Below are 13,418 nucleotides of genomic sequence, written 5' to 3'. Positions count from 1 at the left end.
GGTAATCCCGCCCGCCAAACGTCCCGATTCATGGGGCGTTCGGCGGGTTTTGCTTTTGTGGCAGTCCAAGTTCCTCAATGGAATTGGAAAGCATTTATGAGGATCGCTTGTCTCCACGCGTTCTGGCGATAAAATGTGCGGCGCGGACCAGTGATAGAGTTCACTGCCGAGTTAAATAGGGAACATACCTGGTATGGTTAATCGTTACAAAGACCTTCTCGCCCAACACGCGGCGCTCGAAAAGCAAATCGAAGAAGTCCGCAATAAAGAGCGTGGCGACGCGATCAACACCATCAGGCAACTGATGCAAGAATACGAGATCTCGACGGTCGATCTGGTCGTCAAGAAGACGCGCAAGGCACGGAGCCCCGTCACGCAGAAATACAAGGACCCGAACTCGGACAAGACCTGGAGCGGCATGGGCAAGCCGCCGGCATGGATCGCTGGCAAGGATCGTGAAGCCTTCCTGATCGCATGACCGCCACGGTCATGCACGCGTGGAGCATTGCTCAGAGTGCTGAGGCTGCGGCGCTGGCTGGCGCCGGCGCTTGGTGTTTCCGGTTCGGGAAGTGGAAGCTGGCCTTTGTACCGTTGGTCTGCGCGGGCATGATCGGCTTGGTCGCGGTTACTGGCTATTAGGGGACGTGGATGTCGGTCGAACTACTTGATGACCGGGTGTACTCGAAGAGAGAGATTGAAAAGTGGCTGGCCGAGACGGCACAGGTCAAGCCGCGATCGCGCGCATGGAACAATGCGCTGACGTCGGCCGGCAGCACGATTGTGGGCGAGGATACGTACCTTTTCGTGCCCGTCAGCGAGACGCACTACAGGGTGTCCCGGGCGAATGCAAAAGAGGTTGCCGAGGTCTTCAAGGTCTTGGACGAGGTTTCCGGGATCAAGAAGTTGAAGCGACAGTGGTACGTCTGCGTCGCGATCTTCGTTGCCGGTGTCGTTTTCGTGATCGGCGCGGCAATTCTCCAGCACTGACCAGCCGCCGCGACAGAGTCACAGCTTCCTGTCAGGAAATTTTTGGTATGATGGGGGCGCTTCTCACGGTAGCTGGACCGAAACCAGCCAAATCGGCCGATCTTGGGCCGTAACCTTCCTCGCACCGTTCGGTGCTCACCCTCGCGGGGCATTCATCCCGCGCGGGACGTCTGCTTCGCGTTTTTCAAGGAGTAGACGATGCCCTTCATCGAAGTGATTGACTGCGGTTGCTGCGGCTATTTTCACCCTCAGAAGTCCGATGGTGACTGCCGAGACAACGCTGATCGCCTGACCGGCGACCAGCTCGACGCCCAGTTCGGCACCGCCGGCTGGCAAATCGCGGAAACGGCTGAGTAAGCCACTCCTTCTTCAGCCCCCTGGGGTCCATGTTCCCCTGGAGGGACCGTGGACTCCGAAAAGTCACTTTCTTTTAGGAATCCATCATGCGCAAATCGAAGAAACGTGCGATCGCATATCTCGATGAGCAGCTGGCCAGACAACGCGCTCAGCGGGAGGCGTCCGTTCGCGCGGGCCGTGCAGCTCAGAAACCGGTCGATCCCTACGAAATCACGTTCGCGCCGGCGGAGCAGTGCGACGACGCTGCCCAAGTGCTCGACGCAGCGTGATGTATCCGTTCGCAGCCAGCCAGCGATGCCGGTTGGCCGTATCTGACGCGGCCGCAAGGCCGACTTCCAGGAGCCGGCCAATCCGTAAGGGTGGCGGGCTCCTTTCCCCGGGCGGGGCACCCATCTCTGTCCGGGGTGAGTGCTTCGAAAAGCACCAGAAGGAGAACGTCATGGCAGAAAGCGCAGTTGAAGCGGCGGTATCCGGCGAATCGGCAATGGACCGTCTCGACCGGATTCTGGCCGACTATGGTTTCAGTACGGACAGCAAGTCGCCCCGGCAGTACTTCCTCGTTTCGACGGTAAAGGAAAACGCCGAGGAAGCCAAGGACAAGGACCTCGTCGAGGCCTGCGTTCAGAAGCTGAAGTCCATGCGCGAGTCGGTGTCGCGCCAGTTGTTCGCCACGAGCCTGGCGCACTGATTCCCCGAAGCACGAAATAGACGCCCGCATTCCGGTCCCGACCGGATGCGGGCGTTTGCATTTCGGGTATGCTGACGGAAACTTCGTGGCAGGAACCGATACGGCGAGAGGGGATCATGGCAAGCGATCGTGGGTATGATTTCGACGCAGCGTATGTGCTGGTGGATCTGTTGCAGAGAGTAGAGCCGGGCGCTGTTACGGGTGCCCTGCTGGCGGAAGCTCGTGCGATATCCAGCGGTAGTTCGGAGCTCGCCATGCTGGAGCAGTCCGATTGTCTAACACGCATCGCTAGAAGCCTGATGGACGAGAAGGTGCAGGAGCGAATCAAGGATCTTCGCGAGCAAAGTGGTCGGGTGCATGATCACGAGCAGGCGCTAGAGAGCACCTGTGGCAAGATTGAGACCGCCGCAGGAGTTGTATGGGCAATCCTGATCAGACTCTCCGAGGTGACGCAGTTCGGCGGAAGCAACGCGATTCCACGCGCGATGCCCCGAAATTTCGAGACGTCCAGATTCGACCTCGATCGTCTCCTCGCGGTATCCAAGCCTTATGCCGAGTGGAGTCCGGAGACACAGGACTACCTCCTCAATGGCCTGGCCGCTGACTTGGCCGCTTATCGAGAATTGTTCGATGCCTTTACGGGCGGCGAGGAGTACGTGGAGAAGTTCGAACTCATTGTGCGACCGGGGCAACTGTACCGGCTCATTGAGTTGAACGATAGCCGGGGAGAACTGCATGCCAAGGCTGAGCAACTGATCAAGAGTCTCGATGCGCTGAAGAAGGAGATGGCTGGTATCCGCGATCTCGGCCCGCACGTCGATCACTGGTGGCGAGACTTCCTCAACGGCTTGAGGGGAGTGCTGGTCGCCGGCGAGCTCAGCCAAGGGCTCGCACCATTCGTCCAGCCGATGAAAAAGCTCGAAGTCGGCACTATGATCCAGGTCTCGAACAGGTTGCTGAGTGACGATCAGCAGGTCATTCCAAGACACGAGGCGACCGCGGCGCCGGCCGGCTGACACCGAGCCGCGCACGCTGATCATCGCAATACCCTGTCGCCCGCGCCCCTGAGCGCGGGCGATCGCATTTTGGGTGAGCCGCGAAAGGTCTAGAAACCGGTGAGATTATCGGTATCGTCGGGGCGTCCCGTGGATATAACAAGGGTGTGGCAGACTACTGGAAGCAGCGAGCGCCGATATTCGATCCAATGAACAAACGACCCAAATACAGGCCGGGTACGCTTGATCGCGTACTCACCTTCTTCAACGAAATTGGCATTCCGGCGCGGTATGAGCCGGGTGCGACCGGCTTCACCGAGAGCGTGCGCATCGAGCGCGGCGAGCTGCTGGTGGATCCGGCGTGCCGGATTTCTGTTCTGTTGCACGAGGGCGCGCATCTAGCGATCACCCCCAAGCGCTTTCGACATCTGATGTGCGGCAACCTGTACGCCGGTCGCCGTGAAATGTTCCGCCAAGTGGGGGAGATGGGCCTGCCCCCGGACACGCCGCTCTACAGGGCGGTCATTCAGAGTTCCGATCCGGAAGCGACGGCGTGGGCCTTCGCGGCGGGACTGCACCTCGGTTTCTCCAGAGAGGAGATCATCCAGGACGACCAGTACGACGGGGATGGGGAAACGATCCGACTGGCCTTGTTCCTACGCTCCTACGCTGGCATCAACGGACTCGCGCACGCCGGCTTCTGCGCACTGCGGCCCGGTCACCAGCTTGCGGTATGGCCGGAGCTCGCGTTTTGGACCCAGGAGGTTGACGCGGAAGGGTGGCGAGACCGTTAAGATGCTGCTCGCCGCAGGACACACCTGCCTCCGGCGAAGAAGGGCACTTGAATCCGGGTTCGCCACCGATAAGATGACTTTACATCCGACGCACCCGCGTCGATACAAACCGCTCACGAGGACAAAAACATGATTCGCAAACTGCTTGTCGCTTCGATTGCCGCCGCCGCTCTGCTGAACGTCGCCGCCTGCTCTTTCACGCAAGGCGTCAAGCCGGACGCCAGCGTCAACACCAGTTTCGTCAAGGGCGTGAGCACGCTGAGCGACGTCGAAGCCAAGCTCGGCCAGCCGATGAAAACGGTCACGAACGCGGATGGCACCTCCACGGCCACGTTCCACTACGGCGAAGCGCACCTGGGAGCCCTGGCTCTAGTCGGTGTCGGCGCCGCCACGGGGCAGGACATCATCACCGTCGTGAATTTCGACAAGCGCGGCAAATTCCTGACCCTCACGCAGGAAACCGACAACCGCAAGACGTCGGGCTTCTAAGGCGGCCCGATCGCGTCACGCTGTCCCAGACAGGCCCGGAAATCCCGTTGCGGGAGATTTCCGGGCCGTTCTACATTCTTCCCATGCTGAAGACCTGCCTCCGGGCGAATGCCTTCCGACTGACGACGGCGGTCGGGAATCGTCCTGGCTTCCTGTCGAGAAATTCCGGGTATAATTTCACTTGATTTACCCGGTAGCTGGGCCGAAACCAGCCATTCCCGGCCGTGTTCTCGGCCGCGATCTCTCTGCACCGTCAACGGTGCGTTCCATTTTTTACCCCTGCGGGATGTTGCTCCCGCGTGGGCGCTTCTCGCTCGTCCCAGGAGTAGCGTATGAATATCCAGTCTGCTATCCATCAGGAAGCCCCGCTGTCGGGCGTCGCATCACGACCCGCGCGTGTCGTGTTTCTTCCGGAAGGTTACAACGGACACACGATGGCCTTTTGTGCCGAGCCGGACGCCGTGGAGGGCAACGTCGTCAAGCTCCACTGCGCCGAGCCCGGCAAGGAGTACCTGATCGCCTGGCGTTGCAGGGCCGCCTTCGAGGCTGCGCTCATGTCGCGGGAAGGCAGCGCGGAGGTCACGCTGGCGGAACGCGGAATCGCCGGGTGGCGCGGCACGAACGACGACGAGTACCAAATCTACGTCGAGTCGGCCAAGGCACTCGGGTGGAAAGTCAAGACACACAACGAATGGCTCAATAGCTGACCGTCGATTTTTTAACCCTGTGGGGACGCACATCCCCGCTGGGTGCGTGCTCCTCACGATTTCCAAAAGGGAGTACAAGATGACCGCTATTCTCTGCTCCAATGCTGCGACCGGTCTTCAGACCGCCGTTACCAGCGTGGACGTACGGCAGGCGTTCCGAACTGCTGGAATGAAAGCTCGTGTTGCCGATCTGGGCATGAAGTTCCGGATTTTGACCTCGACAAGTCGCAATACGGAACCGAAGTCGAGCGAGTTGCGAGGGCTCTAAAGTTCACCGATTCCCTCGGGCATCCGGGCGGACAGTGGAACACATCGACCGAGTTTGTTGCTTACAAGCCGGGAAAGATCGTCCGTTTGCCGGCGCAGCGATGAAACTCAGTTTCGATTTAGTCAGCGCCGCTCGTTCGCAAGGCGACGGGTGCTGAATCACAACTCAACCCTGGTGGGGAAGCATTCCCGCCGGGGACGCTTCCTTGCCGAAGTTATAGGAAGCGTCATGAAACACATCATCGAAGCCACGGGAAATCTCACGTTCCTGATCGAAAACGATCGTGACCGCGAGATACTCGAGGACATCAAGGGCCGCGTAGGTGGTAACGACGTCCGGTTCCTGGACGACATGCTCGATCAGTTGGGCTTTCTGGGTAACGCGAAGCTCTTCGGGATCGCCCCTGTCGACGTCGGTGCCCTGACGGACGCGCCGATGCTCTCCGATGCAATCGATTTGCAGGACGATGGCAGTATCGTTGTTCTCGGGAACGTCTGGTGGTATCCGAACTACCAGGTCGAGGACTTCGCAGAACGGCTGATCGAGCGCGGCAGCGTTACGTTTCAAGCTGCAGCCTGATTCGCTTTTTTAGAGCCGCCATCGAGGCGGCGCTCATGTTTTAACCCTGCGGGGACGCACATCCCTCAGGGTGTGTGCTCCTCGCGATTTCCAATGAGGAGTACAAGATGGCAATTTTTCTCTGCTCGAACGCCCACATCAGCACGCTCGCGGCCTACGCCGTGCAGCACCAGATCTGTCTGCCGCATCTGAAACTGGATTACCGCGGTGCAGCGGCCGGAACCTGGATCGCGGGGGAGCTGTTCAAGGCGAACGTCAAGGCTGTCGCCAAGCAGTATGGCAAGTGCGAGATCCAGGTCGCGCACGCCTACCTGCCGATGGCGACTCTGCCCGAGCCGGTGGTAATCCTGAAGCTTTGCGAGGGATACGAGTGCCAGGTCGAAGGGCTCGACGACTACCCGTCGTTGCTCGCCGGCAAGATCATCTCGGCCATCCGTGCCAGGGCGATCCGGATGTTGCCCGGCTACGAGTCGGCTCCGTGGTGTATCTCGGATCAGCGGTTTGGAAGCTGGTCCGAGCTCAACGGGGCCGTCGCGTCGTCTGCGTTGGCTGTTGTTCACTAACTCATCGGGGAGCAGGCATCCCGGATGGGGTGTCTGCCTCTTCGAGCTACTCAGGAGCAGATCATGGGCTACAGCGGTACCCGCAATATTCCCGGCAAATCGGCAATGGAGATGTTGCGGCATGTCGATACCCACTACGCCGGGAAAAAGGTGGAAAACGACGTGGCGACCTACGAGGTTGTCGATGGAAAACCCGGGCGAGGCGGTCTCTGGTTCGTCGTGCGTATGACGATCAAGGCGACTGGCGAGGGCTTCAACTATGCGGAATTCGTGAAGATCTCCCGTGACCAGAAGGAGTTCTGCTGGAAGCCGATCTGGGAGTTCTCCGACCCGGGCGAGACGTCCATGCCGAGGTCGCTTTTCAATCAGCTCACGCCGATCGAGAAGATACCCGCCGGCTCGGGCCGAAATCTGGAAAACGCCGCAGCTTGGCGTGACGCTCAGCGCAGGGCCTACGAGCAGAAGTCGCTCGAGAGTGCCGCGGCGCCGAACGCCGGAGATGTCATTGTGTTCCGCGATCCGATCGATTTCCAGATCGGAAACGAGACCGTGACGACCCAACGTTTTCGTGTCCGTGAGTGGGGGCGTGCCCGGCGGTTGACCCCGCTGGTCGGAAACGGAGAGGCTGGCTTCAATGCCAAGCTGAGACGCTCGACGTGGGACACAAACCCGTTCGAGGTGGAAGGGCGACTGGCGGATGTCGTGCCGGTCGTTGACGTGGCCGTACCGTTGCCAGCTTCGCAACGCCAGTTGCAGCAGGCAGCGCTGTTCTGAAACGTGCGGAGATTTCGTCCGTTCAAGATGGCCCGGCCGCGTAAGCGTGACCGGGCTTGATGTCCAAACCCGCGCGGGGAAGCCTCCCCGCGCGGGGGACATCCTCGTCATCTTTGAAACCGCAATGAGCCGAAATCGCGAAAACGTAGTGTGGCCCAGCCGGAACGGCACCTGGAGTCGGGGGTTCTTCGACTACTACCAGACGGGTGACGATCCGGAATGGGATGTCGAGTACGACTACGACACCTTCATGTGGTGTTCGATGGGGCATCCGACCATGGAAGCCGCCTGCGCCGCCTGGCGTGGGTCGAATCCGGGAGGCATGAACTCGTACGACACGCCGAGCGTCGAAACCGACCGACTCGATACGATGGCCGAGAAGTACGCGGCCACCCAGACCGCTGCAAAGCAGCGCTCGTAGTGATCTGATGCAGCTGACGACCCGCCAGTCCCTTCGGGGTGCTGGCGGGTTGCCTTTTTGTGCGATTACTTCCTGTCAGGAAACTATGGCACAATGCCTTTGCTTTGATTGGTAGCTGGGCCATATTCCAGCCAAACGCGGATTTTTTTTCGCACTTCCATGTCGGCCGGAACCCCGGCTATCTACCCTTGCGGGGCATTCATCCCGCCGGGACGTCTGCTTCGCGTACATTGCACAGGAGCAGAGCTATGAATCAGCAATCCAGTCCGGAAACGGATCTCAAAAAGGCGAGTGTCTCGCGCGAAGTCGCTGGCGCAATCCTGAAGGCCGAGGTCTCCCCGTGTTCCTGGATGAATTCGAAGTACGGTTTCCAGATCAAGGTGACCATGTCGGACGGCGGCGGAAATGCGTTCGTCCACGAGAAAGAACTATCTTTCGCAGATGCGACGGTCGGTGACATGAGCCGGCTGCTCGAGACGATCGGCGTGATCTCGTGTGTGAAGTGCAGCAAGCCCGCCTTCGATCCCGATACCGTGCGAACGAACCGGGAGAAGAAGTGCGAGCGATGCTTCATGGGCGAGCTCAATGCGGAGTTCGAGAAAGGGCGGGAGAAGGCAGCCCGTCGAATGGCCAAGAACGACGAGAAGTACAAGAAGCAAGGGTACACACATCGCGTCGACGCATGGATTCACCGTGACGCCGGCGACGACGTCGCTGTTTCCTACTACATGAAGGACCCGACGGACGCTCAGATCCAGGCGGAACTTCGCAAGGCACGCAGCGTCGTGCTCAATGACTACAAGCTGGTCCAGCTCTGAATGAACCCGCCGCGCGTCCCGATCTTCGGGGCGTTCGGCGGGTTTTTCATTTCCGCGGGGAATTGCTGCGCCTGGGGGCGTGTGCTAGGCTATCCGCTGGATGCCATCCCAACCTGCCGGCGGGTTAAACAGGCGGCTTACTCTCTCTTCGCAGGACGACCTTTTGTCAGGTCTGCATGGAATCGCCGGTATGTAGACTTTGATCAAAAGGACTCGTCATGCCGTCAGCATTTCTCAGCCGGAATTCCTTCAATCAACTCAAGCGGGCGGTCAGGCAACAGTTGCCGGGCGTTCAACACTCCCATGTGCTTGAAGCTCTCGCGCGTGCGCTTGGCCACAATAACCTGGCTGCGCTGAACGCCGCGTTGGCGGTTGGTGAAGATAACGCTGTACGTTTCTTTCTGTTCTCCTACCAGGACTTGCGCATACGGCTCGCCGAACTCGGGTATTCGGACGCCGTGACGTGGGATCTAGATTTCTCCAGCGTCACGGATGTCTTCAGGGTGAAGCGACCTTTTCCGTCGACCCTCGATGCCTTGCTTGCCGACGGAATCATTTCGCTCGAGCACCGTCGTCGTTTCGATCAGATGATCGACCAACGAAAGTCGGTTCTGATCATCGGAGCTACCTCGTCGGGCAAATCGCTTCTGATGCATGTGCTGCTCAACGAAATGGCGATTCGTGCTCCCGGGGACGAATTCGTCGTCTGCGAGGTGACACGAGGCGACGCGGAATATCCGCCAAATGTCGACCGGTTCGTGAAGATTGAACGCGGGCCGGACGAACACCCGCACTTTGGCCATCGTCGAGTGGCCTTCGACGAGATCCGGGACAGCATCGCCTTCAACGTTCTGCGCTCCTGGACCGCTTATGGCGGTGGTCTAGGGACCCTGTACGCGCGCAGCATAGTGGACGTGATCCCAACACTGACGGAATTGTTGGGCGGTCGAGGCGTCGAAACGATTCATGAAGCCATTGATGTAGTGGTCCGCATGGAGCGCAGCGACAAGCCGAGGGTCGCGGAAATCGTCAAATGGACCGAACTTCAGAACCGCTCCGAGCCGCCGGAATTCTCGCAGGAATGGCGTGAGCCCGCCAATCTTCGGATGCCCCCTCCCGAGGATGTCGGCCGCTACATCCTGCAGGATATGAAGACCCTCATGGCTGGCCGATTGTCGTCGGGCGAACAGATTCCCCTCGACCCGAATATGCCGACCATCCACGACGATCTGCGCATGCTGGACACTCATCCTCGCCAGGATGGTGTTTCGTTCACGCCGAAGCACTGGACGCAGGGTGCGGATGGCAGTTGGGGGCCTTCGCCGGCGAGCATTTTCGGAACCAGCCATCAAGTGCTGCATGGCCGGCAGAATGACGTACTGACGCAAGAGCGAATGGATGAAATGAGCCGGATCATCGCCGAAGGCGGCAGCGTAGTTTTCTTCGATCCGAAGGTCGACACCGACGTTGGGAGGGTTTTGACCGGCACATCCGGATCGACGACCAAGACGCACCAGAACAGACCCGTATCGCCACCGGATTCCGACACCACCAGTGACGTCAAGTCCGACTAGGCCCGGAATGCCGCTGTTCTGGTAAGATTCTCGGCAGTTTCGACGGTAGCTGGGCCATTTCCAGCCAGAAGCGGCTTTGCCGCCTTTACTCAACCCATGTGGGGCACGTTCCCGCTTGGGATCCTGCTTCGCGTCATCAGGAGCAGGATATGCAGACCAACACGGCAGACACGGTTTCTGTCGACATCAAGGTTCCGGCAGAGATGCCGGAGTTCTCCGAGGACCTGATCTACAGCCCGCGCATGCGGGTTGTGCGTGTCGGGCAATCCCTCAAGACGTGGCGTGTTGCAGACCAGACGTTCGAATCCGATCCGGCGACTCCGGTAGGAATCGAGCAGACCGTTCTCGGCATGCTGGCGGACCTTCGCTTTCTGTGTGACGAACATGGGCTCGATTTTGCTCGAATCGATCGAATGGCTTATGGCGACTACACGGTGGCGAAGAACGAAGCTCGCCGCGAGGCGGCGAAGCAAGCTGAATCCGCAGCGGCAGACAATGTGCCGTCAGCATCACTGAAGTTGCAGGTGCTGGGGATGTATAGCTACGCCGCGGTCTCTCCGTTGGATGGGTACCAGTATCTCGCAGGTTTCGTACGAGCTACCGCCGTCTCCAAGGGGACCGGTATCTTCGTCGTCAACGGCGTACTGAATCGCGCTACCTACAAGAAGCTGATCGAGGAAGCGCGTGCTGCGCAGTTGCAGGTCGATCGCGTCGTCGTGTACGGCGAAATCGCTACCTACACCGGCGCCGGCATCAGTTTCACCAAGTTCGACGAGCTTCCCGGCCTCGATCGGGGATGAGCTTCGTCGTGTTCAATCCCGAAAGGAGGGGTATGCAGACTCAAGCAAAGCCGAAACCGTTTCGGGAACTGACCGGACTTGCCTTCGTGTCAGGATTGATCGTGTTGTCGCCGTTGTTTCCCGGTGCGTTCCGCATCCTGTTCCTCTGCATCAACGTCGTTGCCTTCGTGATGTTCGTCGAAGACAAACGCAGGGCAGTGGAGCGGGAGAAGCGCATCAAGGAAACATGGCTGCATCTGATCACCCTCGGAGGTGGTTTCGTAGGCGCCCAACTGGGCAGGGCTACGGCCAGGCACAAGACACTGAAGCCGGCGTTCGACGGCGTCTTCTGTGTCGCATGGCTGCTGTGGCTCGTGGCGTGCGTTCTCTACTGGCTCTACGTCAGGAGATGACGAGATACCGGTACCGGGTCGATGGCGGAATTCCGCTGTCGCCCGGGATCGGGATTTGATCCTTAGGCTGGGTTCACCGGCCACTATTTCAAACCCATGCGGGGCATCTCAGTCCCGGTGGGCTGTGTGCTTCGCGATTCAATCAACGGAGCACATATGAACCAGCAAAGCGGCAAGTCGGTTGTTGCCCAGTTTCACGAAGCGGCAGTACGTGTAGCAATCGCCTTCTGCCGTCAATTGGCGTTGTCGTTGACGGAAGCGGAACTCACACTCGTCCGTGAACGGAACCGCGTCGAAGAAAGCGCAGGGGTATGCCATACCCATGACTTCTGTGACGCGAACATGCTGATGCTCGATGCCTTTGTAGAATGCGGCCTTGCCGAGAATCAGGAAGCCTGTAGCGGCGACGAACTGCATCCTCTCGGGAATTCTGCGTGGAAACTGGCTGCTGAGGCTGACTTCCGCGTTGATGCATTTCGCGGGCCCCGTGGGTTCCAGGCTGAAGCGGATTCCGCCGCGGTGAAAGCCCCTTTGAACCCCATTGCTACGAGCATCCTGGCGGCGGTACAGCGCATGCAGGCGTCGAACGTGGTGATCGAGGTCAATGAGACAGCGCCGTCGGTCAAAATCGACGCTCGCGCGGTCCCGCACGTTCGGCAAGGCGGAATCTTCACGGTTGAGGGCGAGCGTGCCGATGGCCTGATTTCGGAGGCCCGCGCCTACGTCAGCCTTGCCGAGACGGTGACGTTTGACGAAGCGATAGCGTTCATCGTGGAAGGCTACCTTGATGACTTCATCGAATTGCCAGATACGGTGCGACACGCGATCAATTCGGCCACTGTTCAGAGAAGTCTGGTTGTCGATGGAACGGATCCGTGTGGCAATTTCGCTGGTGACGGCAAAAATGCACCGTTCGTTGTCTTCGACGTTGACCGGCAGGAAAACATCGCCGGACCATTCGACACGCGGGACGCTGGTGAGAAGGCCCGATTGGCGATTCTCGAGGGTACCGCTCCGATGCTGGACGTTGGTGCCCTTCAGGCGTATCTGGAGCGCGACGAGAAACCGCGGGCGAATGGGTCTCGAGAGATAAGGCTCGCTGCCTATGACATCGTGATTACGCTGTTGCCCCAGGGAGGCGGTGTGATCGAGTCTTCGCTGCACGACGACGATGACAGTTCCGAAGCCAAAGCTGCGCTTGACGGCCTGGAGTCGATGATGTTGGCGCATGCTGTGGCCGGAATCGACATCCGCTTGCCCGCGTATCTGGAGGGGATCGAGACGGCCGTGGAAGCTATCTGGAACCGATATGACGTTCCGGACCAGAAACAGCCTGGAGTGACCGTTCGCGACGCTGCAAAGGCGCTGCTCGATGCTTTCGGCGGGGATACACCGTCCTGGCTGAGAGAGGAGGCTGTCGCTCTCGAAAATGCCTTGGCTCGCGAAGCCGGAGCAAACGAGGGGAAACTGCCGGCGGCGCGGGAAGGGCGCAAGCCTGAAATCGCGTCTACCAAGGTGAACTGGAAGGAAGTGGCCGGATCGCTCTACGGTGCAGTCGATTCACTGGAGATTCAGGTCAACCAGATGAAAGGGCTGTTCCCGGACGAGGACGGTCTGATTCAGGAGGCATTGGAGGAAGCCGGCGAGGCGACCCGGAGTTATCTGGTGGCGTCTCGCGCGAGTCGTAACAGCGCAATCGGACTGCTGGAAAAGCCGGTTACGTCGCGAATGCTCGCTGAGCAATATCCGGTGAAAGGCTCGATGCCTCATGCGGTCGTGCATCAGTTGTATCAGCTGCGCGAGGCCGAGATATCCACCCTGAGTCAACAAGCGGTGATCTTGGAGTCGGACCTCCGCGAACTTGATCGAGGTGGGAGGGCTGTCGTCGCAAGCATGCTGTATGCGAAATGTGATGACGTCGCCCGAAACACGCTCTTGCATGACGAGCACCCACACGTGCGTAGCTGCGCAGTGATTTCGAGCTCGGAACTTGAGTCGGAGCCTGGGCACAAGCCGTCGACCCCATCGATCGACGTGTAATCGATCAGCCTGAAAGCCGCCCGCCGTGTGCTCCCTTTGGGGAGTGCCGGCGGGATTTTTTTTGTGTGCCGAGCTGGGGAATTTTCCCATCAGGAAGTTTGTGGCAAAATAAGTCCGTTTTCCCAACGGCAGCTAGTCCGAAATCTAGCCTTATTGCGGTGCGGTCTGACCG

Annotated in this window: 19 protein-coding genes; all 19 read left to right on the top strand. The window is 59.4% G+C overall.

Annotation, left to right across the window (positions count from 1 at the left end):
* The first annotated feature begins 193 nt into the window (after nt 1–193).
* The 19 genes from G3O06_RS04920 to G3O06_RS04830 all read left to right on the top strand — a co-directional run bounded on the left by G3O06_RS04920 (nt 194) and on the right by G3O06_RS04830 (nt 13,246).
* Complete coding sequence (locus G3O06_RS04920) at nt 194–478, top strand: H-NS histone family protein (RefSeq protein WP_205815223.1); 285 nt, start codon at nt 194–196, stop codon at nt 476–478.
* A 170-nt stretch (nt 479–648) separates the two neighbouring features.
* On the top strand, nt 649–987 hold the full coding sequence (locus G3O06_RS04915; protein WP_176000284.1) for a hypothetical protein: 339 nt from the start codon (nt 649–651) through the stop codon (nt 985–987).
* 198 nt (nt 988–1,185) lie between these two features.
* A complete protein-coding gene (locus tag G3O06_RS04910) occupies nt 1,186–1,344 on the top strand; it encodes a hypothetical protein (RefSeq protein ID WP_021158936.1) in 159 nt (52 codons plus the stop codon).
* Nucleotides 1,345–1,430: 86 nt separating this feature from the next.
* A complete protein-coding gene (locus G3O06_RS04905; protein WP_205815222.1) occupies nt 1,431–1,613 on the top strand; it encodes a hypothetical protein in 183 nt (60 codons plus the stop codon).
* A 170-nt stretch (nt 1,614–1,783) separates the two neighbouring features.
* Nucleotides 1,784–2,032, top strand: coding sequence for a hypothetical protein (locus tag G3O06_RS04900; RefSeq protein ID WP_176000287.1), 249 nt, complete (start codon nt 1,784–1,786; stop codon nt 2,030–2,032).
* 116 nt (nt 2,033–2,148) lie between these two features.
* The gene (locus tag G3O06_RS04895) at nt 2,149–3,048 is read left to right on the top strand and encodes a hypothetical protein (protein ID WP_205815221.1); all 900 of its coding nucleotides are present in this window, start codon (nt 2,149–2,151) and stop codon (nt 3,046–3,048) included.
* A gap of 188 nt (nt 3,049–3,236) precedes the next feature.
* A complete protein-coding gene (locus tag G3O06_RS04890) occupies nt 3,237–3,821 on the top strand; it encodes a hypothetical protein (protein ID WP_205815220.1) in 585 nt (194 codons plus the stop codon).
* A gap of 129 nt (nt 3,822–3,950) precedes the next feature.
* Nucleotides 3,951–4,310, top strand: coding sequence for a hypothetical protein (locus G3O06_RS04885; protein WP_175026614.1), 360 nt, complete (start codon nt 3,951–3,953; stop codon nt 4,308–4,310).
* Nucleotides 4,311–4,642: 332 nt separating this feature from the next.
* Nucleotides 4,643–5,017, top strand: a complete 375-nt coding sequence (locus G3O06_RS04880; protein ID WP_176000142.1) for a hypothetical protein — start codon at nt 4,643–4,645, stop codon at nt 5,015–5,017.
* A 79-nt stretch (nt 5,018–5,096) separates the two neighbouring features.
* Nucleotides 5,097–5,285, top strand: coding sequence for a hypothetical protein (locus G3O06_RS04875; protein WP_205815219.1), 189 nt, complete (start codon nt 5,097–5,099; stop codon nt 5,283–5,285).
* Between the two features lie 228 nt (nt 5,286–5,513).
* The gene (locus G3O06_RS04870) at nt 5,514–5,864 is read left to right on the top strand and encodes a hypothetical protein (protein ID WP_176000291.1); all 351 of its coding nucleotides are present in this window, start codon (nt 5,514–5,516) and stop codon (nt 5,862–5,864) included.
* 107 nt (nt 5,865–5,971) lie between these two features.
* Nucleotides 5,972–6,427 (top strand): hypothetical protein, encoded by a 456-nt coding sequence (locus tag G3O06_RS04865; protein ID WP_176000292.1) that lies wholly within the window; start codon nt 5,972–5,974, stop codon nt 6,425–6,427.
* A gap of 63 nt (nt 6,428–6,490) precedes the next feature.
* Nucleotides 6,491–7,201 (top strand): hypothetical protein, encoded by a 711-nt coding sequence (locus tag G3O06_RS04860; RefSeq protein WP_205815218.1) that lies wholly within the window; start codon nt 6,491–6,493, stop codon nt 7,199–7,201.
* Between the two features lie 124 nt (nt 7,202–7,325).
* Nucleotides 7,326–7,622 (top strand): hypothetical protein, encoded by a 297-nt coding sequence (locus G3O06_RS04855; protein WP_205815217.1) that lies wholly within the window; start codon nt 7,326–7,328, stop codon nt 7,620–7,622.
* Between the two features lie 248 nt (nt 7,623–7,870).
* Entirely contained in the window at nt 7,871–8,440 is a 570-nt protein-coding gene (locus tag G3O06_RS04850; protein ID WP_205815216.1) for a hypothetical protein, read from the top strand.
* A gap of 218 nt (nt 8,441–8,658) precedes the next feature.
* Nucleotides 8,659–10,014: a hypothetical protein gene (locus G3O06_RS04845; protein ID WP_205815215.1), complete on the top strand. Its 1,356-nt coding sequence runs from the start codon at nt 8,659–8,661 to the stop codon at nt 10,012–10,014.
* Nucleotides 10,015–10,163: 149 nt separating this feature from the next.
* Nucleotides 10,164–10,814: a hypothetical protein gene (locus G3O06_RS04840; protein WP_176000297.1), complete on the top strand. Its 651-nt coding sequence runs from the start codon at nt 10,164–10,166 to the stop codon at nt 10,812–10,814.
* Nucleotides 10,811–11,206, top strand: coding sequence for a DUF1294 domain-containing protein (locus tag G3O06_RS04835; RefSeq protein ID WP_235996343.1), 396 nt, complete (start codon nt 10,811–10,813; stop codon nt 11,204–11,206). The genes G3O06_RS04840 and G3O06_RS04835 overlap by 4 nt, the downstream gene beginning before the upstream one ends.
* A 156-nt stretch (nt 11,207–11,362) precedes the next feature.
* Nucleotides 11,363–13,246 (top strand): hypothetical protein, encoded by a 1,884-nt coding sequence (locus G3O06_RS04830; protein WP_205815214.1) that lies wholly within the window; start codon nt 11,363–11,365, stop codon nt 13,244–13,246.
* Nucleotides 13,247–13,418: the final 172 nt, after the last annotated feature.

It is taken from the genome of Burkholderia sp. Ac-20345, from assembly GCF_017104825.1.
Classification (GTDB): domain Bacteria; phylum Pseudomonadota; class Gammaproteobacteria; order Burkholderiales; family Burkholderiaceae; genus Burkholderia; species Burkholderia lata_B.
The sequence above is the reverse complement of the archived record's forward strand: the minus strand, read 5'-3'. Positions and strand labels throughout refer to the sequence as shown.

Bases quoted from the DNA above. Each gene is read 5' to 3' on its own strand.
- G3O06_RS04920 (WP_205815223.1), top strand. From the start codon at position 194: ATGGTTAATCGTTACAAAGACCTTCTCGCCCAACACGCGGCGCTCGAA.
- G3O06_RS04915 (WP_176000284.1), top strand. From the start codon at position 649: ATGTCGGTCGAACTACTTGATGACCGGGTGTACTCGAAGAGAGAGATT.
- G3O06_RS04910 (WP_021158936.1), top strand. From the start codon at position 1,186: ATGCCCTTCATCGAAGTGATTGACTGCGGTTGCTGCGGCTATTTTCAC.
- G3O06_RS04905 (WP_205815222.1), top strand. From the start codon at position 1,431: ATGCGCAAATCGAAGAAACGTGCGATCGCATATCTCGATGAGCAGCTG.
- G3O06_RS04900 (WP_176000287.1), top strand. From the start codon at position 1,784: ATGGCAGAAAGCGCAGTTGAAGCGGCGGTATCCGGCGAATCGGCAATG.
- G3O06_RS04895 (WP_205815221.1), top strand. From the start codon at position 2,149: ATGGCAAGCGATCGTGGGTATGATTTCGACGCAGCGTATGTGCTGGTG.
- G3O06_RS04890 (WP_205815220.1), top strand. From the start codon at position 3,237: ATGAACAAACGACCCAAATACAGGCCGGGTACGCTTGATCGCGTACTC.
- G3O06_RS04885 (WP_175026614.1), top strand. From the start codon at position 3,951: ATGATTCGCAAACTGCTTGTCGCTTCGATTGCCGCCGCCGCTCTGCTG.
- G3O06_RS04880 (WP_176000142.1), top strand. From the start codon at position 4,643: ATGAATATCCAGTCTGCTATCCATCAGGAAGCCCCGCTGTCGGGCGTC.
- G3O06_RS04875 (WP_205815219.1), top strand. From the start codon at position 5,097: ATGACCGCTATTCTCTGCTCCAATGCTGCGACCGGTCTTCAGACCGCC.
- G3O06_RS04870 (WP_176000291.1), top strand. From the start codon at position 5,514: ATGAAACACATCATCGAAGCCACGGGAAATCTCACGTTCCTGATCGAA.
- G3O06_RS04865 (WP_176000292.1), top strand. From the start codon at position 5,972: ATGGCAATTTTTCTCTGCTCGAACGCCCACATCAGCACGCTCGCGGCC.
- G3O06_RS04860 (WP_205815218.1), top strand. From the start codon at position 6,491: ATGGGCTACAGCGGTACCCGCAATATTCCCGGCAAATCGGCAATGGAG.
- G3O06_RS04855 (WP_205815217.1), top strand. From the start codon at position 7,326: ATGAGCCGAAATCGCGAAAACGTAGTGTGGCCCAGCCGGAACGGCACC.
- G3O06_RS04850 (WP_205815216.1), top strand. From the start codon at position 7,871: ATGAATCAGCAATCCAGTCCGGAAACGGATCTCAAAAAGGCGAGTGTC.
- G3O06_RS04845 (WP_205815215.1), top strand. From the start codon at position 8,659: ATGCCGTCAGCATTTCTCAGCCGGAATTCCTTCAATCAACTCAAGCGG.
- G3O06_RS04840 (WP_176000297.1), top strand. From the start codon at position 10,164: ATGCAGACCAACACGGCAGACACGGTTTCTGTCGACATCAAGGTTCCG.
- G3O06_RS04835 (WP_235996343.1), top strand. From the start codon at position 10,811: ATGAGCTTCGTCGTGTTCAATCCCGAAAGGAGGGGTATGCAGACTCAA.
- G3O06_RS04830 (WP_205815214.1), top strand. From the start codon at position 11,363: ATGAACCAGCAAAGCGGCAAGTCGGTTGTTGCCCAGTTTCACGAAGCG.